This window comes from Candidatus Thiodiazotropha sp. AKAK2 (genome assembly GCF_058244685.1).
Genome location: NZ_JBSYOP010000006.1, coordinates 131,076 through 150,356 on the forward strand (window position 1 = coordinate 131,076; position 19,281 = coordinate 150,356).

The 19,281-nt window shown below is 54.1% G+C and carries 14 protein-coding genes; 8 read left to right on the forward strand and 6 right to left on the reverse strand.

All coding sequences use genetic code 11. From position 1 onward, the window contains the following. The first annotated feature begins 14 nt into the window (after positions 1-14). From pilG to AC4IE8_RS01685, 8 genes are all read left to right on the forward strand, one after another. Positions 15-374 (forward strand): twitching motility response regulator PilG, encoded by a 360-nt coding sequence (gene pilG, locus AC4IE8_RS01650; RefSeq protein WP_068991717.1) that lies wholly within the window; start codon positions 15-17, stop codon positions 372-374. 136 nt (positions 375-510) lie between these two features. Continuing rightward, the gene (locus tag AC4IE8_RS01655; RefSeq protein ID WP_490790168.1) at positions 511-945 is read left to right on the forward strand and encodes a response regulator; all 435 of its coding nucleotides are present in this window, start codon (positions 511-513) and stop codon (positions 943-945) included. Further along, the gene (locus tag AC4IE8_RS01660; protein WP_490790142.1) at positions 938-1,507 is read left to right on the forward strand and encodes a chemotaxis protein CheW; all 570 of its coding nucleotides are present in this window, start codon (positions 938-940) and stop codon (positions 1,505-1,507) included. Before AC4IE8_RS01655 ends, AC4IE8_RS01660 begins: the two co-directional genes overlap by 8 nt. A gap of 56 nt (positions 1,508-1,563) precedes the next feature. Next, positions 1,564-3,606 carry a methyl-accepting chemotaxis protein gene (locus tag AC4IE8_RS01665; protein ID WP_068990570.1) on the forward strand — a complete coding sequence of 681 codons (2,043 nt, stop codon included), beginning with the start codon at positions 1,564-1,566 and terminating at the stop codon, positions 3,604-3,606. Between the two features lie 80 nt (positions 3,607-3,686). Next, positions 3,687-10,712: a hybrid sensor histidine kinase/response regulator gene (locus AC4IE8_RS01670; RefSeq protein WP_490790143.1), complete on the forward strand. Its 7,026-nt coding sequence runs from the start codon at positions 3,687-3,689 to the stop codon at positions 10,710-10,712. Continuing rightward, positions 10,709-11,185, forward strand: a complete 477-nt coding sequence (locus tag AC4IE8_RS01675) for a chemotaxis protein CheW (protein ID WP_068990576.1) — start codon at positions 10,709-10,711, stop codon at positions 11,183-11,185. The genes AC4IE8_RS01670 and AC4IE8_RS01675 overlap by 4 nt, the downstream gene beginning before the upstream one ends. A gap of 197 nt (positions 11,186-11,382) precedes the next feature. Further along, on the forward strand, positions 11,383-12,456 hold the full coding sequence (gene zapE, locus AC4IE8_RS01680; RefSeq protein WP_490790144.1) for a cell division protein ZapE: 1,074 nt from the start codon (positions 11,383-11,385) through the stop codon (positions 12,454-12,456). 247 nt (positions 12,457-12,703) lie between these two features. Continuing rightward, positions 12,704-13,681: an MBL fold metallo-hydrolase gene (locus AC4IE8_RS01685; RefSeq protein ID WP_490790145.1), complete on the forward strand. Its 978-nt coding sequence runs from the start codon at positions 12,704-12,706 to the stop codon at positions 13,679-13,681. 17 nt (positions 13,682-13,698) lie between these two features. Here AC4IE8_RS01685 and AC4IE8_RS01690 read toward each other — a convergent pair whose 3' ends face one another. The 6 genes from AC4IE8_RS01690 to rsxC all read right to left on the reverse strand — a co-directional run bounded on the left by AC4IE8_RS01690 (position 13,699) and on the right by rsxC (position 19,279). Beyond that, positions 13,699-14,313, reverse strand: coding sequence for a pilin (locus AC4IE8_RS01690; protein ID WP_490790146.1), 615 nt, complete (start codon positions 14,311-14,313; stop codon positions 13,699-13,701). Positions 14,314-14,432: 119 nt separating this feature from the next. Next, positions 14,433-15,170, reverse strand: a complete 738-nt coding sequence (locus tag AC4IE8_RS01695) for a 16S rRNA (uracil(1498)-N(3))-methyltransferase (protein WP_068990583.1) — start codon at positions 15,168-15,170, stop codon at positions 14,433-14,435. A gap of 36 nt (positions 15,171-15,206) precedes the next feature. Further along, on the reverse strand, positions 15,207-15,899 hold the full coding sequence (locus tag AC4IE8_RS01700; RefSeq protein WP_068991729.1) for an electron transport complex subunit E: 693 nt from the start codon (positions 15,897-15,899) through the stop codon (positions 15,207-15,209). Between the two features lie 13 nt (positions 15,900-15,912). Further along, the gene (rsxG, locus tag AC4IE8_RS01705; protein WP_083226027.1) at positions 15,913-16,551 is read right to left on the reverse strand and encodes an electron transport complex subunit RsxG; all 639 of its coding nucleotides are present in this window, start codon (positions 16,549-16,551) and stop codon (positions 15,913-15,915) included. After that, the gene (gene rsxD / locus AC4IE8_RS01710; RefSeq protein WP_068990585.1) at positions 16,548-17,588 is read right to left on the reverse strand and encodes an electron transport complex subunit RsxD; all 1,041 of its coding nucleotides are present in this window, start codon (positions 17,586-17,588) and stop codon (positions 16,548-16,550) included. The genes rsxG and rsxD overlap by 4 nt, the downstream gene beginning before the upstream one ends. After that, the gene (rsxC, locus tag AC4IE8_RS01715) at positions 17,588-19,279 is read right to left on the reverse strand and encodes an electron transport complex subunit RsxC (RefSeq protein ID WP_490790147.1); all 1,692 of its coding nucleotides are present in this window, start codon (positions 19,277-19,279) and stop codon (positions 17,588-17,590) included. The genes rsxD and rsxC overlap by 1 nt, the downstream gene beginning before the upstream one ends. Between the last annotated feature and the right edge of the window lie 2 nt (positions 19,280-19,281).

The following is a 19,281-nucleotide window of genomic DNA, read 5'->3' on the forward strand; positions in this document are numbered from 1 at the left end:
CTGGTGTCAGAGTCATGGTCATCGATGATAGTAAGACAATTCGGCGTACCGCCGAAAGTCTATTGAAAAAGGCGGGCTGTGAGGTATCCACGGCGACGGATGGTTTTGAGGCATTGGCGATGATCGCCGACCATCATCCGGATGTGATTTTCGTCGATATCATGATGCCGCGTCTTGATGGCTATCAGACCTGTGCACTGATTAAACATAATGATGTGTATAAGAATATTCCCGTGATCATGCTATCCAGTAAGGATGGCCTGTTCGACCGTGCGCGGGGCAGGATTGTGGGTTCAGAGCAGTATCTGACGAAGCCGTTTACCAAGGATGAGCTGTTAGGTGCAATTCGTCGATATGTGAATACTGCGGCTTAGTATTAACGAGTCCTAATATACTGATTGGTGCGATTTGGTTTGAGATGGCTGCAATCTGCAAGGATGTAGGCTTGTTTTAAAGACATTCCGTGGTCAGCCGATAAGGACTAGAACCAACGGGCAGAGAGATTCGATGATCAAAAATATATTTCGCAAGGGTCGCGAGCAAGAAGAAGAGAGCAATCACCCGGTTAGCGGAGAGGCTAAGGGCAGGATTCTCGTGGTCGATGATTCGCCCACCGAAGTAGTTGTTTTCAAAAAAATTCTTACCAAACAGGGATACCAGATTCTGGTTGCCAGTGATGGACAGGAAGGGGTGGAGATGGCGAAAAAGGAGTTGCCTGATCTGATTCTGATGGATGTGGTGATGCCGGTGCTGAATGGATTTCAGGCAACCCGGCAGTTAAAGAATGACGACTCCACCGCTAATATTCCTGTGATCATGGTGACCACCAAAGATCAACAGACAGATATCAACTGGGGAATGCGCCAGGGCGCCGATGAATACATGGTGAAGCCAGTCTCTCCAGCGGAACTTCTCAACAAGATTAAGGCATTGATCAATGCCTAATGACGCCATGCAACAGAGCGTTATAGAGTCGCCCCAGGGGGTTGTCCAGTTACTCGCTAGTCTGGAACAACGCAGCCGGGACAATGCAAAAGGACTACCCCAGCAGGAGCTGATACAGAGTTACTGGGAAGGGGTGATGTTCTATGTGGGCGACAGTCGCTTTATTGCACCTTTGAGCAGCGTCAAAGAGATTCTCAATTACCCCTCTGCACTGACACCGGTACCCGGTTCAAAACCCTGGATGATGGGGGTCGCCAATGTGCGAGGCACCCTGATACCGGTAATCGATCTACAACTGTTTCTGATTGGTGAGAAGACCCGGCGAACCCGCCGAAGCCGGGTGTTGGTGTTCACCATTGGAAGTGGTTTGAGTGGCGTACTGGTAGGCGAGATGGTCGGTATGCGCCATTTCACCAGAGAGACTGCAAAAGAAGTGCAGATGGTTAGCGAAAATTTTACAAAATATGTTCAGTTTGAATTTGATCAGGACGGCATGGCTTGGCCGGTCTTCAGTCTGCAGGCGCTGGCCGATGACCCGGTTTTTCAGATCGCGGCAACCTGATGCCATGAGAGTTACTGAACTTAGGATTTGGGCTTAAGCTTTCGGGAGAAAGAAGAATGAAAGGCAAACGCGTGGGCGGTACCCTGCCCTCAAATAAGGTCATCACCATTTTGGCTGTTTTGGTGCTGGTGTCTCTTATCCTGGCACTGGTGACCTTCTTGCACACAACCCAGCAGGAGTCCTACGACGAACAGTATCTGATCCGTGCTGCAGAGCAGCAGGTACTTGCACAACGTATTGCGAAATACGCCCTCTCGGCAGCTCGAGGTGAGCTTGAATCATTCAAGCCTCTGCAAAAGAGCCGTGATCGGTTTGAGAACATCATGTGGGAGCTGAAGAACGGGGGTGGCGCAGCCAGCGATCTGCCCGGATCTCCGGATGAAGTGAAGACCGAATTGGGCGATCTCGAGAATAAATGGCTGGCACTGCGCAGCAATATTGATGAAATTCTCAAAGCCCAGGAGAACATTCTGGCAATCGATGAGTTCTCTGCCATCATTTCCGAATTTGTTCCGCAGCTTCAGGAGCTGTCGGAAGAGCTGGCCGAAGTGCTGATCAACAGTAATGCGCCCAGACGCCAGGTCTATATCGCCACCGAACAGGAGATGTTGATCCAGCGTATCAACTCCAACGTCAACCAGGTCCTGGACGGGGGGCAGAAAACCGCCGCTGCGATCGATCAGTTCAGCCGAGACGCGGATCTGTTTGGCCGAATCCTTGAGGGGTTGAAAAACGGCGACTCAGAGATGGGTATCTCCAAAGTTAAGGACAAGATCGCCTCGCAGCGACTGGATGACGTAGCCACCCTGTTTACCACCATTCAAGATAATGCCACCGAGATTATTCAGAATATCCCGGATGTACTGCCGGCACTGGAAGCTGCCTCCATGGTCAATGCCTCATCGGATCAAGCCAGTGATGCAGCTGAAACCCTGATTGCCGCTTACGGTAAGTCGCCTGGGCGTTTTGCCGTGCTTGGCATCAAAGCGGGTCCCGGCATGATCGCCGTGTTCGGTGGCGCCGCCTTACTCTTCCTGGTACTGCTCGGTATGCAACTGGTTGTCGATGCGCAGCGTCGTGAGTTGGCAAGTAAGCAGCAGAATGAGAACAACCAGAAGGCGATCCTGCAGCTGCTGGATGAGATGGGTGACCTGGCGGATGGTGACCTGACCGTGACCGCCAGTGTGACAGAAGACATTACCGGCGCCATTGCAGACTCGATCAACTACGCCATCGAGGCGCTTCGCGAACTGGTTACCACCATCAATACAACCTCGGACCAGGTCTCCAGCGCGACCCAGGAGAGTCGGGCAACCGCGATGCACCTTGCTGAAGCGAGTGAGCATCAGGCGGAACAGATCACCCAGGCGAATGGTTCCATCGGTGAGATGACCGGCGCAATCGATCAGATGTCCCAGGATGCGACCGAGTCGGCTGAAGTTGCCAAACGTTCGGTTGAGATCGCCGGCACCGGTGCCGAGACGGTGCGCAACACCATCGCCGGTATGGATAACATCCGTGAACAGATTCAGGAAACTTCGAAGCGAATCAAACGACTCGGTGAGAGTTCCCAGGAGATCGGTGACATCGTTGAGCTGATCGACGACATCGCGGATCAGACCAATATCCTCGCCTTGAACGCAGCCATGCAGGCCGCCATGGCGGGTGAGGCAGGGCGCGGTTTTGCGGTGGTTGCGGACGAGGTACAGCGTCTTGCGGAGCGTTCAATCAACGCCACCAAACAGATCGAAGCACTGGTAAAAACCATTCAGGCGGATACCAACGAAGCGGTGACCTCCATGGAAGCCAGTACTTCAGGTGTGGTCAAGGGGGCTACCCTGGCGGAAGACGCGGGTGAAGCGCTGAAAGAGATCGAGAGCGTATCTCAATATATCGCTGATCTCACCGGTAAAATCGCTACCTCCGCTCAGACCCAGTCTGACCAGGCGGTCAATGTAAAAGATACCATGAGTGTCATTCAGGAGATCACCAATCAGACGTCCGAGGGTACGCATCAGACCGCGAACTCCATCGGGGCCTTGGCCGATCTATCGGATCAGCTGCAAAAGTCGGTTGCCGGTTTCCGTCTGCCAGCCTGATCCCCTGAAGGCAACCCATAAGGCATGATGACAAGCATGATCGAGAGCCGACGCGGTCTCCAGACAGGAGTGCAACGCATATGAGTAATGCGCAAGACTTTGGCGCCCTGAATTGGGTAAAAGACGAATTGGATGTTTCGATTCGTCATGCGCGCCAAGCGCTGGAATCCTATGTGGAGACTCCCGGTGATAACGAATCACTCGCCACCTGCGGTGATCATCTGCACCAGATTGCCCGGGTTCTACAGATGGTCCAGGTCTACGGCCCCAGTATGCTCGCAGAGGAGATGGAGCTGGTGGTGCGGGACATGTCGGAAGGCATCGTCCGGCAGGAGGAGGATGCCGCCGAGGCATTGATGCTGGCGTTGATTCAGCTGCCCGATTATCTCGAGAAGCTGCAAGGCGGTGATGCGGATATTCCGCTGATCATTCTGCCGCTGCTCAACGATCTGCGTGCGGTGCGGGATGCGCCATTGCTCTCCGAAGCGGCGCTGTTCAAACCGGAAATCGATACCGAATCCAGCGCCGATGAAGTCAACAAGGATCTTCCGGCGCTGGTGCGACAGGTCAGGCAGAAGTTCCATCTGGGGCTGCTGAGCTGGTATCGCAAACGGGATACCGTACACGGCTGGCCACTGTTGCGGGACGTATTTACCACCATCCATAAGAGTGCGGGCACCGAGTCGGTGCAGCATCTGTTCTGGGTGGCAGAGGGACTGATGCATGGTTTGATCGACAATACCATTGCACCGGGTATTGCCGTGAAGCAGCTGTTCAGTCGGCTCGACCGGAAGATGAAGATCATCATCGACAATGGTGAGCAGAGCTTAGTGGATGAACCGCCGTCGGCGCTGTTGAAAAACCTGCTCTATTACATTGCCAGGTCGAACTCGCAAGATCCTCTGATTCTGGAGATCAAACAGGCCTACAATCTCGATGCGGTGATGCCTTCCGAAGACCAGCTCAATCAGGGCCGGCTCGGGTTGACAGGTTCGAATGCGGAACTGGCGGAATCGATCAAGGATGCGGTGAGCAGCGAGCTGACCCGGATTAAGGATATTCTCGATCTGTTCATGCGTGATGAAAAGGCGGATATGGAGATGCTCGGTCATCTCGAAGCGCCAACCCGCAAACTGGCGGATACCCTTGGCATGATCGGTCAGGGTGCCTTGCGCTCCCGACTCAACCGGCAGGCAGACAAGGTCAAAACCTTCGTCGAACAGGGTGTTTTACCGGAAGAGTTTGAGTTGATGGAGATGGCGGGGGATATCCTCTATGTGGAGTCCTCGCTCAGTACCCTGCATACCTTTCAGCCAGGTGCGGCGGAAACCATTGATGAAAACACACTGGGAGACAGCCTGCCTGAAGGTGAGTACCAGAATCTGATCAAGCAGACCGTGCGTGAAGCCAAGGTTGAGATTGCGCGGGCGAAAGAGACCATCATCAGTTTCACTGAGGCAACCGACGATACCTCAGTATTGGAGCCGGTTCGTCAGGGCTTCCGACGTGTCGAAGGCGTGCTGCAGATGCTCAATCTGAGGGAAGCGGCAGAATTGATGTCGCAAACCGGTGCGATCATCAAAAATCAGTTGATCGAAGCCTCCGCACCGCCGAACAGACAACAGCTGAACTCCCTGGCTGACGTGGTCAGTAGTATCGAATACTACCTGGAAACATTAGTGGATGGAGCTGGCGATCGTCGCGAGATTCTCGCCATCGCGCAAGCCTCGCTGAATGATCTGATGAGCGATGGCAAGGCTGAAGTGAACGAATATGTGGAGCCGGTAGAACCCATCAATCTGGATGAGTCTGCCGATCATGCTGAAGGCTACGATCTTGAAGAGGAAGAGATATCCGATCTCGAGTTTGGTGCCAGTAGCCTGCAGATCGAACCCCCTCAGCCGGAAGTGGAAATTCTCGCTTCCACAGAAGATACCTCAGAGTCTGAGTCCAAAGCAGAGCCTGAGCCGTTTCAGGATGAAGAGATTGCGGCTGCAGACAAGCCGATGCTGGAGGATATCGATCCGGAAATTCTGGAAATCTTCATCGAAGAGGCCAGAGAAGAGCTTGAAAATATTCAGACCTATCTGCCCCGCTGGCAACATGATCAGGCTGACCGTGACGCACTGACCATCTTCCGTCGTTCATTCCATACCCTGAAAGGCAGTGGCCGGCTTGTTGGTGCCAAGGTGATTGGTGAACTCGCCTGGTCTGTGGAGAACATGCTGAACCGGCTGATCGACGAAACGATCAAGGTTTCACCTGAGATGATGGAACTGCTCAATCAGGTGACCGAAGCCTTACCGATACTGATCGAGTCCCAGGAACAGGGTGTCAGTCCTGCGGTAGATGTGGAACTGCTGCAGAGTCATGCTCATGCCCTGTCTGAGGGTCGCCCGATCGAACAGCCTGCGGAACCGGTTGTAAGCGAAGCACAACAGCAACCTGCCGACAGCACGGCAGCGACAGAGGACGAGTTTGAGGTTGAAGCCCTCGAAACAGCTGCTGAGGAAATTGAATCCGAAGTGGAGGATTTGCCAGCCGAAACGGCTGAACGCGAGGCTGGGGAAGAGGATGCGACAGCGCTCGATGTGGCGTCACTGGATGAGCCCGAAGTTCAACAGCCGCCTGAAGTCAGTGACGATGAAGTCGCCGCCCTGGGTGAGGCGATGCTTGAAGGGACTTCTGTCGCCGAAGCGGAGGCTGAGTTTACCGATTCGGATCTTGAGATCGAGATCGACACCGAACTGCTGGAGGTTTTCGCTGAAGAGTCAGAGGAGCACCTGCAGGAGATAGAAATATTTCTCAAGCAGGCCAAGGGCATCTCTCCGCCCATGTTGTTGCCTGAAGAGGTAGTCCGGGCCTGCCACACTTTGCATGGCAGTGCACACATGGCCGGTATCACGCCAATCGCCATGCTCAGTGAAGCGATGGAAGATTACGTCAGAGCCGTTCATGAAAATCAGATCCCGGCCGAGTCCAAAGTGGTTGATCTGGTGGACGGTAGTGTTGGCTATATCCGCCAACTGCTGGAATTGCTGCCGGACGAAAATCTGCCTGAGCCGCATGTTGAAACCTTTCTGCAGGGCCTGAATGAAGCGCTGCAGGAGATTGAAGAGAGTGAAGAGGATGTAGCGGAAGCCGAACCGTTGATGACTGAAGAGGGCATCAGCGAAGAAGAGGCGATCACCCCGGATGAGGCCTCGGCACTGGAGGAAGAACTGCAGATCGAGGCGATCGAAGAGATCGGCCTGACTGATGAAGAATCGATCGATCTTGCTTCCGATTTGATTCTGGAAGAACTCGAGGCGAACGAGATCGATTCCGGCTTGTTGGCGCAAGAGAAGGGTCAGGATTCCGGTTTTTACGAGTCAACCAGCTATCTGCAATCCACAGACTATTTTGATGTGGAAGGTGACGAAGAGCTGCTGGAGATCTTCATTGAAGAGGGCCGTGAGTTACTCGAGGCGCTTGAGCAGGGTTATAACGACTGGCAGAAGTCGCTCAATGATGAGACTGTGGTCGATGGCATCAAACGCACGCTGCATACCCTGAAAGGCAGCTCCAGGCTTGCCGGTATCAATCCCATCGGTGATCTGAGTCATGCCCTTGAGGATCTTTTCGAGAGTCTGTTGAGGGAAAACAAAACCGCAGATCAGCGGGTACAGGACCTGGTTCGGCAGGCGTTCGATTTCCTCGCGACCCAGGTTGAAGATGCGGCAACCGTTAGCAGAGTGCCGGTTTCAACACAACTACTCACCGATCTTGAGCATCCTTTTACTTCAGTAGAGACCAGTGAGGCTGAAGAGGAAGCGGAAGCGTTGCATGATGAGGTGCTTGAGGCAGAGCTGCAGCTCGCCGACGAGGCCTTTCCTGATGCTGAACTCGAAATCGAGCCGGCTGATCAGGAAGAGGATGAGCATCTTCAGGAGCTTGAACTGCAAAGTGCACTCGAAGAGGTGGTGGAAGAGCAGGATCCGAGCGAGCTGGACAGCAGCGAAGCGCTCGATGCGAGCAGTTACTACGCAGAACCGATGAGTTTTCTCCATGAAGGTGATCTGTTCGAAGTCAGTGAAGACCGCGAACTGGTTGATATCTTTGTAGAGGAGTCGAAAGAGCTGCTCGAATCCCTGGAAGAGCAGTTTCAGAAATGGGCAAATGAACCCTCGGATCATCAACATCTGGATGCCATTCTGCGTGCCTTGCATACGGTAAAGGGCAGCTCCCGTCTGGCGGGTATCGAACCGGTTGGTGATCTCAGTCATGCAATGGAGTCATTGCTGAATGGCGTTATCAGAGGGCACATTCCTGCGGATGATCAGGTGATGGGCCTCTCCCGATCCACCCTCGATCTTCTGGCCACCCAAACCGATGATGCAGAGACCTCTAATCAGGTACACCGGGCAGATTCTCTGATCGCGGAAATCCAGACACTGATCGATAAGGGGATTGAAGAGGAGGGTGAGGTTGAGGATCTGATCGATCCTGACCTTAAGGAAGAACTTGAGGAGCTTGAAGAGCTTCAACAGCAGCAAGCTGAAGAGGCTGTTGAGGCAGAGTCCGAGCCCGCACCACAGCAGGATGTTGAAGATCTGGATGATATTCAGATTGATGCCTCCGAGTTGGATGTGGGTGTGGAAGACGTTTCAGAGGAAGCGTTGATGCAACCGGATGAATCCTTCCTCATGATGCATGATGAAGTCCTGCTGGATGTGGGAGAAGATGAGGAGCTGATCCAGATCTTCATCGAAGAGGCAAAAGAGTTTATGGAGGAGGTGGAAGCCCGCTTCCTGCAGTGGCTTGATAAACTGGATGATCAGGAAGCGATCGATGGCATGCAGCGAAATCTGCATACCCTGAAAGGCAGTGCCCGACTCGCCGGTATCATGCCGATCGGTGATCTGAGTCATGCGGTGGAATCGGTGATGACCGCCTTGGCGGAAGGTGAGATCGATCCAATCGATCCAGTCACCGAAGCCCTGCGTCACAGTATTGACCACTTGGCATTCCAGGTCGACACCATTGCCAAGACCGGCAAGGTGCCCGCCTCCGATGTTCAGGTCGAACAGCTGCACAACCTGCTGGGTGGGGAGATGCCGCCCGCCCATGGCGACATGGTTGAGACCATACAGGAGGTTTCCGAGAGTAGCATCCTGGCGGAAGAGCCAGAACCGGAACAGCCGACCGCACAGGTACTGCCATTCAACGAAGAGATTGCCAAACTGCTCAATCCGGAGCAGGAACAGGAGAAAGAGAAAGCCGGTTTTAAGCCAAACAAAGAGCAGGTCCGGGTCAATGCGGACCTGATGGACCGGCTGGTCAACCATGCGGGTGAGGTGAGTATCTATCGCGCCCGTCTGGAACAGCAGAACAGTGTATTGGGCTTCAACCTCTCTGAGCTTGAACAGACTGTCTCCCGTCTCTACACACAATTGCGAAATCTGGAGATCGAAACAGAGGCGCAGATTCTCTATCGCTGGGAGCGGGAGACCGAAAAAGAGGATCAGGGCCGGACCGAGTTCGATCCCCTGGAACTGGATCGGTTCTCCACCATGCAGCAGCTCTCCAGAGCTCTGGTGGAGACGGTAAACGATCTGGGCAACATCAATGAATCACTACGCGATCTGCAGCGCGAGACCGATACCCTGTTGTTACAGCAGTCCAGAATATCCACCGATCTGCAGGATGGCCTGTTGCGTACCCGGATGGTGCCTTTTGCAACACTGGTACCCAGGATGCAGCGGCTTGTCAGGCAGACCGCAGGGCAGTTGAATAAAAAAGCCAATCTGGAGTGCTTTGGTATTGAGGGAGAGTTGGATCGCAGTATCCTGAACCGCATGGTGCCGGTACTGGAGCATCTACTGCGTAACTCCGTTTCCCATGGTATCGAGCCACCGGACCAGCGTCTTGCCGATGGCAAGCAGGGTACCGGCCGAATCTCCCTCTATCTCGACCGTGAGGCGACCGATGTCCTGATTACCCTCTCCGATGATGGTAAAGGTCTGGACATCGAAGCAATTCGTAAACGGGCGCTTGAGCAGGGCATGATCAATGCCGATGTGGAGATCAGTGATGACGATCTGATCCAGTGTGTGCTGCTGCCCGGTTTCAGTACCGCCAAAGAGGTCACCCAGATCTCCGGACGTGGTGTGGGTCTCGACGTGGTGACCAGTGAGGTGAAGCAGCTCGGTGGTTCCCTTGAGATCGACTCTCAACCCGGTCGGGGCACCAGTTTCATCATCCGCCTGCCTTTGACCCTGGCGATTACCGATGCTCTGTTGATCAGGACGGGTGAAGAGATCTACGCCATCCCTCATGGCAGTATCAGTGGCGTGGTGCGAATCCGGCGTGATGAGATTCTGCGCTGTTACGAGGGTAAGCAGGAGAGTTTCGATTACGGTGGCAAGCAGTACAAGGTGAGCTATCTCGGCCGGATGATGGGTACAGGTCAGCATGAGATTCATGAAGGCATGCGTTGGTTACCCCTGCTGCTGTTGCAAACCGGTGAACATCAGGTGGCTCTGCAGGTTGATGATCTGCTGGGTAGCCGACAGGTTGTTGTGAAAAACCTGGGTAAGCAGGTTGGCAGTGTACGCTGGATAACCGGCGGTACGATTCTCGCCGATGGCCGAGTTGCCCTGATTCTCGATCTGGCTGCTCTGGTGCGTATGGATGCTACCCATGCGGCACCGATCATGAGGCCTGAGACTGAACAGAAAAAACTGGAAGAGCGTCTCCGGGTCATGGTGGTGGATGACTCCATTACAGTACGTAAAGTTACCAGCCGCTTACTTGAGCGCCACGATATGGATGTGGTCACCGCAAAGGATGGTGTTGAAGCGGTGGCGCTGTTACAGGAGCAGGTACCGGATATTATGTTGCTCGATATCGAGATGCCACGTATGGATGGCTTTGAACTTGCGAGACACATCAACAACTCTGTGGATTATTATGGGTTGCCGATCATCATGATCTCCTCAAGGGTGGGAGATAAACACAGGCAGCGGGCGATGGACCTGGGGGTCAAGCGCTGTCTCGGTAAACCCTACCAGGAGAGCGAGTTGTTGGAGAATATCAACGAAGTTCTGACGGAAAATAGACAATGAGCCAAGCGGTAGTCAAAGAGGTCAGAAGCGTTCTCATCCCTCTGCATAAGCGTCAGATTCTGCTGCCGAATGCGACAGTCGCTGAGGTTATGGGTTATCAGCCGCCCGAGTATGCCGGTGACGAGTTGCCCGAGTGGTTCCTCGGCCACCTGGCCTGGCGCGGAGTGATGATTCCGGTGGTCTCCTATGAAGGGCTGCTGGGTGAACCCGTGGTGGAGCCCGGCTACCGGGGCAGGATCCTGATCCTCAATGCTCTTGGCGAGCATGATCGAATCTCCCATATCGGTATGGCTGTTCATGCCATACCATCACTGGTCAGGGTCAGCGCCGACAATGTGGTACCGGTCAATCCAGAACTGGATGAGCCACAATCCTTGATCAGACAACATGTGGAACTGGATATGAGTCCGGCTGTCATTCCCGATATGGATGAAATTGAGCGACAGGTACTCTCGGTAATCGAAGCGCTGTAACGCCAGATTTGAAGCTCCTGTCGTCATCACAATCCTGGTCTTCAGGGTGTTGTGCATGATCTTAAGCAGACCCGTTGATCACCAGGTAAATAGTATCTAACTGTGCACTAGTGTATCCTGGCTGCGATTCAATTTCCGTCTCACCTGTCTGCATTCATCGTTGTAGCGGCACAATTCACTGCAGGTTGCTATCTCTCTTGTCTCTACTCAACCACTATCAGCAACAACTTCAGCTCAATGGCTATCAGCGGGATCCTCATCAGGAGCAGATTCTGGCGGCCTTTGAACGCCTTGCTGAAGCACTGCAGCAGCCGAGAAAAGCGAAGGGTTGGTTGTGGAAGAAAAGTATCGAAACGATTCCCGGAGTCTATCTCTGGGGTGGTGTGGGTCGGGGTAAAACCTGGTTGATGGATATGTTTCATCATCAGTATCAGCAACTGGGTATTGAGCGACACCATTTTCACAGTTTCATGCGCTACATTCATCAACGACTGGCTGAGCACGGCGGAGAGAAGGAGCCGATGTTGCTGATAGCCGATGAGATGGCCAGCCGGATGCAGGTGCTCTGTCTGGATGAATTCAATGTCATCGATATCGGTGATGCGATGTTGATGCGGGTGTTGCTGGAGAGTTTGCAGAAAGTGGGCATCGTCTTGGTCACCACGTCGAATCAGCCGCCAGACAGACTCTACTGGCAGGGATTGCAGAGAGAGCAGTTCCTGCCGGCAATCGATCTGCTGAACAGCAATAATGAAGTGCTGGAGCTGGCCGGCAACAAAGACTACCGGCTACAACTGTTTGAGGCTTCTTCCGTCTATCACACCCCGCTGAGCGACGAGTCGATGGTTAATCTGAGCAAGGAGTTCGATCGATTGGTCAGCGGTGGCGTCGAAGAGACGGGGCGTTTTGAAGTGCCGGGAAGAGCGGTGCGGTTCGTCAAACGGGGGAGTGGTGTCATCTGGTGTGACTTCAACGCCCTGTGCGGTCCACCCAGATGGCAGAACGACTATCTGGAACTGGCTCGCTGTCACCATACGGTATTTATCTCGGACATACCCAAACTGGACGGTACCTGGGATGATCGAAGTCGTCGTTTTATCAATCTGATCGATGTCTTTTACGATAGAAAAGTCAAAGTGGTGATCAGTGCCGATGCGAAACCGGATCAGCTCTACAGCGGTGTCCGTCTGGCATTTGAATTCCAACGTACGGTGAGTCGCTTGAAAGAGATGCAATCAACCGCTTATCTGGAAGCGCCTCATAAAGGCTGAGTGTCTTGCGGTATACAGATTCAATCGTGTATGTCAGTTAGCCCTAAGTGATATGCAATCAACTGATCGTAGCTGACATTTATGTGTGCACCCGTACCCGCAGAAAGCAAATGCAAGATTGCTATAACCATTGGCTGCATGAGCAACTATTTGTCATTGGCAATGTTCTGAACTATCCCATCACCATCAGTACCTCGCTGGCGTGAATCATCTAGAAGTATGTTGAAATCTTAGATTTGCGAAAGTATTGAATTTAGATTGTTGCCTCTACAATATTTATTTCACATGTAGAAGGAGAAGGATCATGTTGAAAGCCATTGTGCTTTTTTTTGTTGGTGTGATTTGCAGTACGTCACTTCATGCTGAACAGGTGTTGAGAACAGAAAAACTGACTCACAATGTCTATGCGCTGATTGGCCCACTGACAAATCGAAACCCTGAAAACCTGGGTAACAATGCCAACTTTGGTGTCATTGTCACGGATGATGGCGTGGTGCTGGTCGATTCGGGTGCTACAGACAAGGGCGCACGGATGATACACGCAGCGATTCAAAATATTACCGATAAGCCTGTGAAATGGGTCATTAACAGCGGTGGACAGGATCATCGCTGGATGGGCAATGGTTATTTCAAAGAACTGGGTGCGACTATCATTGCCAGTGAAAAAGCAGTCGCCGATCAAAAGGCCCGCAGGGATTCTCAACTGGACAGGCTTTGGAGTTTGGTCGGAGAAAAAGGCCTGGAGGGCACAAGTTATATTTTTGCCGATGAACTGTTTTCAAACCAGAAAACACTAAAGGTTGGCAATACACGAATCGAAATCTATCATGCAGGACACGCCCATACGCCTGGTGACAGCTATATCTGGCTGCCCCAACACAGAATCATGTTTAGTGGAGATATTGTTTATACAGACCGACTGTTAGGCGTTGGTTCAATGTCCGCACATAAAAGCTGGATCGCCGCTTTTGAAGCAATGGCTGCAAAACAACCTGAAGTGGTTGTTGGAGGACATGGTAATCCTGCCTCACTCTCAAAAGCCAAAGCAGACACCTATGATTATCTGGTGTTTCTGCGCGAAGCCGTATTGGAGTTCCTCGATCAAGGAAACAGTCTGGAAGATATAGGGAAGATTGATCAGTCCCGATTCAGTTACCTGGAAAATTTCGGATCACTGAAAGGCCGTAACGCCCAACGAGTGTATGAAGAGCTTGAGTGGGAGTAAGCGACGAGGATAGTCAACTATCGGATGTTGCGGGACTCACACATCTTCATACCCATGGTCACCATTGATTGCACGGGAAAGTTGGCCATGCACTGCCACTCCATGGTGGTACCATCCATCACCAGTTGCGGTGCCAGCACGACTCGCTTCCCTGTCCCGAAGTGCTCATTTAAAGAAGCGACGATAGCACCCTGATTACCGAATAACACCTCTTTGATATCCTCACTCTTGAGGTTTTCCTGGTTCAAGCCTAGATCCTGGGGCTTTTCCGGCCACTGTCCATTCATCAGATAGAATTGCTGCATCTGCATTTTGATCGGTGTCAGCAGCGCAATCACATTGCTGAGTCTGCTTTGAAACATCATCTTGCCTGCAATCGCCGGCTCATTTCCTTCAGGAATGTATTCACCTTCCCCCATCAGATTGGGTCCCAGCTGGGAGCGATGTTCCGGTGGTGTGAAGACGTTAACCGTCTCCTGGCTGATATTCGAGTCGCAGGCGACCTGCTGATAGACAAGTTCACCCTCAGCGTTGGTGCATTTGTAGAATTTCTTAGCCAGTACAGGGCTGCCAGACAGCAGCAGGACGAGGCTCAGAACAACAATCTTAAACTGTAGGATTGGGTGGCTCATAATTCTTCATTGCCGATTTGGACCATCACTATCCTAGCAAGAATCATCGGAAATAGGCATCTGGAGTTCTACAAATGGAGTGATGGGAAAAGTAACGGTTAGTGTTAACAGGCCCTAGGTCAACCGTCATTGAAGTCGCCCCAGAGAGTTTGCACAGCGGCGATGGCGGCCAGTGGGGCGGTCTCCGTTCTCAGTACCCTAGGACCCAGGCGTACGCCGGTGAACCCCTTTTGTTTTGCCAGTTCACGCTCATCCGGGGTCAACCCCCCCTCCGGACCTACCAGGATCGATACTGAGCTTGTTGGTTGGGCAATCTGCACCAGGTTCTGTTGTCCCTCTAGATCGAGTAACAGTCCGAGCTCCGGGTTCGGCTGGGATAGGGCCGTCGTTATCTGCAACGGTTCATCCAGCTGTGGCAGTCGGCAGCGGTCTGACTGTTCACAGGCACTGACCATCACCCGCTGCCAATGTGTCATCCGGTTGCGACGCTTCTTTTCATCAAGCTTGACCACACAGCGATTGGTCAACAGTGGGGTGATTTGAGTCACCCCCAGTTCGGTGGCCTTCTGGATTGCCAGATCCATGCGCTCACCACGGGAGATACCGATCAGCAGATGGATGCTGAGTGCCGCTTCCGCTTCCCGGCGAAGCTGTTCTGCCAGCTGGGCTTTGACCTCCTGCTTGCTGACTTGCGCCAGGTTGGCCGCATACTCATTGCCGCTGTTGTCAAACAGGATGATCGGATTACCCGGACGCAGCCTCAACACCTGTCGCAGGTGGTGGGCCGGCGCCTCTTCAAGGCTGATCAGAGCGCCCGGTTTCAGCGGTTGGCTGGTGTAGCAGCGTGGAACTCTCATGACTGGCTGACAACTCCCGGTGTGGGTCGGGGCTGATTATCCGGTTACCCCGGTCGCTTCTTCAACGTAACCGCTGCTGGCTGCCTGGCGTTGGGCAAGACGTTTATCGATCAGGTTCTTTACCATGATCAACAGGCCGAGGCCGATGAATGCACCCGGTGGCAGAATGGCGATCAGCATGCCGGGAAAATCCTCGATCCTCAAAGTCATGCCTTTGGCTGCTTCCCCGAACATCAGATGGGCCTGATCGAACAGAGTGCCCTGGCCAAGCAATTCGCGGAAGCCACCGAGTACGATCAGCACCAGGGTAAAACCGATGCCGACACTCAGGCCGTCGACCAGGGACCGCCAAAGATTGTTCTTCGAGGCGAACGCCTCGGCTCGACCGATGATGGTGCAGTTGGTGACAATCAGTGGAATGAAGATGCCGAGTATTTTGTGCAGTTCATGAAAGTAGGCATTCATCCCCAGTTCGATGGCGGTGACGAAGGAGGCGATCACCATCACAAACACCGGCAGGCGAACCTCCGGACGAACAAAGTTACGGATCAGTGAGACGGTACTGTTGGAAGCGACCAATACGGCGGTGGTCGCCAATCCGAGGCCCAGGCCGTTAATCGCGGTATTGCTTACTGCAAGCAGTGGGCAGAGTCCAAGCAGCGCCACCAGGGCCTGATTGTTGTGCCAGAGACCATCCATGATGAGTGTGCGTGTGCTGTTGTCTGACATACTGTTGTCCCGATTACCCGGCTCCGGGTGCGGAGGCTTGCCGATCATACAAGGCATCCTTGTTGTCCCGCACGTAGAGTAGTGTGTTTTTCACCGAATGGACGATGGTTCTGGGCGTTATGGTGGCTCCGGTAAACTGGTCGAAATAGCCGCCGTCCCGTTTTACACCCCACTTCTCCAGAGGTGGATCGCCCAGGGATTTGTCATTGAAACTGTAGACCCAATCCGACCGGTTCTCTTCGACCTTGTCTCCCAGTCCGGGAGTCTCTTTGTGGCTGATGATCCGCACCCCGCCCAGGGTGCCGTCATAACGGACCGCCACCAGCAGTTTGATCGGGCCGCTGTAGCCGTTGGGTACCACGGAAGTGAGTACTGTCGCCACCGGCTGCTCCAGTTTTCGACCACGATAGACCGTGGTCTGTTCACTGCCCAGCAGGTCGGGAGCCTGGATCTGGATGGTATCGGTCACCATGTCGTTGTCCACACTCTCGGCAGGCACCAGGGCATTCAGGGATTGTAACAGCGCCTGTCGCTCATTCTCCGCGATACGGTCTTTGGTCGCCACATGGGTAAAGGAGACCAGGGAGGTACCGGCCACGGCAAAGGTACCGAGGATCACAGCGGCAATGAGAATCGAGATGCGGCTGTTCATGATTTCATCTCGCCGTGACCATAGGTGCGTGGTCGTGTGTAGTAGTCGATCGTCGGCGCCGCCATGTTCATCAGCAGTACGGCAAAGGCCACCGCATCCGGATAACCACCCCAGGTGCGGATCACATAGACCAGGATGCCGATGGTTGCACCGTAGATCAGTTGCCCGGTTCGGGTAGTGCAGGCGGTGACCGGGTCGGTGGCGATGAAAAAGGCGCCGAGTATCGCCCCACCGCTGAATACATGAAACAGGGGAAAGGGGAAGCTCTCTGAATCGAACAGCCAGAACAGGGTGGCCATGCCCACCAGACCGGTGAGAAAGGCCAGCGGAATCTGCCAGGTGATGGTCCGTTTGTAGACCATCCAGATACCGCCCATCAGAAACCAGTTGCCGACCCACTCCCAGCCGAACCCACCGAAATCACCCCATAAGGGATTGGTGCGTATCTCACTGATCATCATATTGAGATCGAGATTGGTACGCATCACATCCAGTGGCGTCGCCATGGTGATCGCATCCAGGGTGTAGTCGTCAGGCAGCGCTCCGGTGAATTTGAAGAGGACCATCTCGCGCAGGCTGATGTGGTGTTCGGCGAGTACGGCAGGCGGCAGCCAGGCGGTCATTTCCACCGGGTAGGAGATCAGCAGTAGGACGTAGGCTGCCATGGCCGGGTTGAAGGGATTGTATCCCAGTCCGCCATACATCTGTTTGACCATGATGATGCCAAAGGCCATACCCAATACCACCATCCACCAGGGCAGCAGGGGTGGGATGGCCACGGCAAACAGCATCGCGGTGACCACTGCGCTGAGATCCATCAGCACAGGTGTTACTGGTCGTTTGCGTAACTTGATCACCAGCGCTTCAAAAGCAATCGCAGAGCCAATTGCCAGCAGCAGGTTCACCAGAACGCCATAGCCGAAATAGAAAATCAGCGCCAGTGTGCCCGGGATCAGTGCCAGCACCACCTGGAGCATGACTTTGTCGACCCGGTTGGGACGCCCGGTATGGGGTGAACTGTGGGTAGGAAATTCCATCAGGCTGAGGGCTCCGAATGATTCTCACGCACTTTGGTAGCTGTTTTCCGGCGCTCATCGACCGCTTCGATTTGAGCCTGTTGGGCGGGGGTCAGATTCTCCGTGTTTTTGGGGGACTGACTCAGTTTCGCCTTCTTTTCAGCGGCCCGTTTCATCGCTGCCTGTATGGCAGCCTGTTTGGATTCTTTGTCATCCTTTTTAGGCGCAGCTTTTTTCCCGGCAGGCTTTGCATTCAGATTCTCTTTTTTCTTGCGCAACCTGGCCTTGCGCTCGGCTTCCAGTCGTTCCAGACGGGCGACACGGAAATCGTGACGCTGTTTGGCCCGTTCCGACTCCCGGCGATCCTGCTCCAGCGCCCAGCTCTCCGCCTTGGCGTAGCGGAAGTAGTGGACCAGCGGGATGTGAGACGGGCAGACATGGGAACAGCAGCCGCACTCGATGCAGTCGAACAGATTGTAGTCCTGCACCTTCTCCAGATCCTTGGCGCGACTGTGCCAGTACATCTGTTGCGGCAACAGGTGGGCCGGGCAGACATCGGCGCATCGGCCGCAGCGGATACAGGCCTGGGCCGGTTCCGGTCTTGGCGCCTCTTCCGCTGTGGGGCAGAGAATGCAGTTTGAGCCTTTGGTGATCGGTACCCGGTCTGTGGAGAGGTCGAAGCCCATCATCGGCCCCCCCAGGATCAACTGCTGCGGATTGTTCTGATAACCGCCGGCCTGTTCGATCAGGTCACTTGCCAGCATGCCGATGGGCACCTCATAGTTACCCGGATTTTTGATCCCCTCACCGGTGACGGTAACCAGACGTGATACCAGTGGACGCCCTTGCAGCACCGCATCGGCAATCGCTGCGGTGGTGGCCACGTTGTGGCAGATGGTGCCGATCTGTGCCGGCAGCCCCGAGGTGGGGACCTCCTGGCCGGTCAGAATATGGATCAGCTGCTTCTCTCCACCGCTTGGGTAGATGGTTGGGATACGCACGACCTCGATGTTCTCTTCCTGACGCAGCTCTTCAAACATCGCCAGAATCGCTTCCGGCTTATTGTCTTCGATGGCGATCAGGCAGACCTCGCTCTGCAGCAGATGCTGCAGTATGCGGGCTCCATCCATCACCTTCGCGGCCTGGTCTCTCATCAGACGGTCGTCACAGGTGATATAGGGTTCGCATTCGGCGCCATTGATGATCAGGGTTTTGATCGGTTTGCCCGGATTGAGTTTGATGGCGGAAGGAAAGGTCGCGCCACCCATGCCCACGATGCCGGACGCTCGGATGCGTTGTCTGAGAGTGTCTGCCGATGTCTGTCGATAGTCGCTGATGGGGGGAGGCAGATCGGCCCAGCGATCCTCGCCGTCCGGTTCGATCATGATGCAGTGGCCGTTGAGTCCGGACGGGTGGGGTATGGCGTGCTCCACAATCTCGATCACGGTTCCCGAGGTGGGGGCGTGCAGCGGTGCGGTTACCGGTGCCGATGAGTCGGCGATCAGCTCACCTTTCAGCACCTGATCGCCAGGCCTGACGCAGGCCTGGGCCGTCACGCCGATGTGTTGCTGCAGAGGAACCACCAGCCGTTTCGGCAGCTCGATCGACTGCAGTGGGGATTGCAGGGAGAGCTCTTTGTGGTCGGGCAAGTGGAGACCGCCATGGAAATTCCATAACTCCCGGGTCTTACCTTTCTTCGACTCTACATACATGA

Excerpts from the sequence above, each read along its gene's own strand:
- pilG (WP_068991717.1), top strand. The coding sequence starts at position 15 with ATGGTCATCGATGATAGTAAGACAATTCGGCGTACCGCCGAAAGTCTA.
- AC4IE8_RS01660 (WP_490790142.1), top strand. The coding sequence starts at position 938 with ATGCCTAATGACGCCATGCAACAGAGCGTTATAGAGTCGCCCCAGGGG.
- AC4IE8_RS01665 (WP_068990570.1), top strand. The coding sequence starts at position 1,564 with ATGAAAGGCAAACGCGTGGGCGGTACCCTGCCCTCAAATAAGGTCATC.
- AC4IE8_RS01670 (WP_490790143.1), top strand. The coding sequence starts at position 3,687 with ATGAGTAATGCGCAAGACTTTGGCGCCCTGAATTGGGTAAAAGACGAA.
- AC4IE8_RS01675 (WP_068990576.1), top strand. The coding sequence starts at position 10,709 with ATGAGCCAAGCGGTAGTCAAAGAGGTCAGAAGCGTTCTCATCCCTCTG.
- AC4IE8_RS01690 (WP_490790146.1), bottom strand. The coding sequence starts at position 14,313 with ATGAGCCACCCAATCCTACAGTTTAAGATTGTTGTTCTGAGCCTCGTC.
- AC4IE8_RS01695 (WP_068990583.1), bottom strand. The coding sequence starts at position 15,170 with ATGAGAGTTCCACGCTGCTACACCAGCCAACCGCTGAAACCGGGCGCT.
- AC4IE8_RS01700 (WP_068991729.1), bottom strand. The coding sequence starts at position 15,899 with ATGTCAGACAACAGCACACGCACACTCATCATGGATGGTCTCTGGCAC.
- rsxG (WP_083226027.1), bottom strand. The coding sequence starts at position 16,551 with ATGAACAGCCGCATCTCGATTCTCATTGCCGCTGTGATCCTCGGTACC.
- rsxD (WP_068990585.1), bottom strand. The coding sequence starts at position 17,588 with ATGGAATTTCCTACCCACAGTTCACCCCATACCGGGCGTCCCAACCGG.
- rsxC (WP_490790147.1), bottom strand. The coding sequence starts at position 19,279 with ATGTATGTAGAGTCGAAGAAAGGTAAGACCCGGGAGTTATGGAATTTC.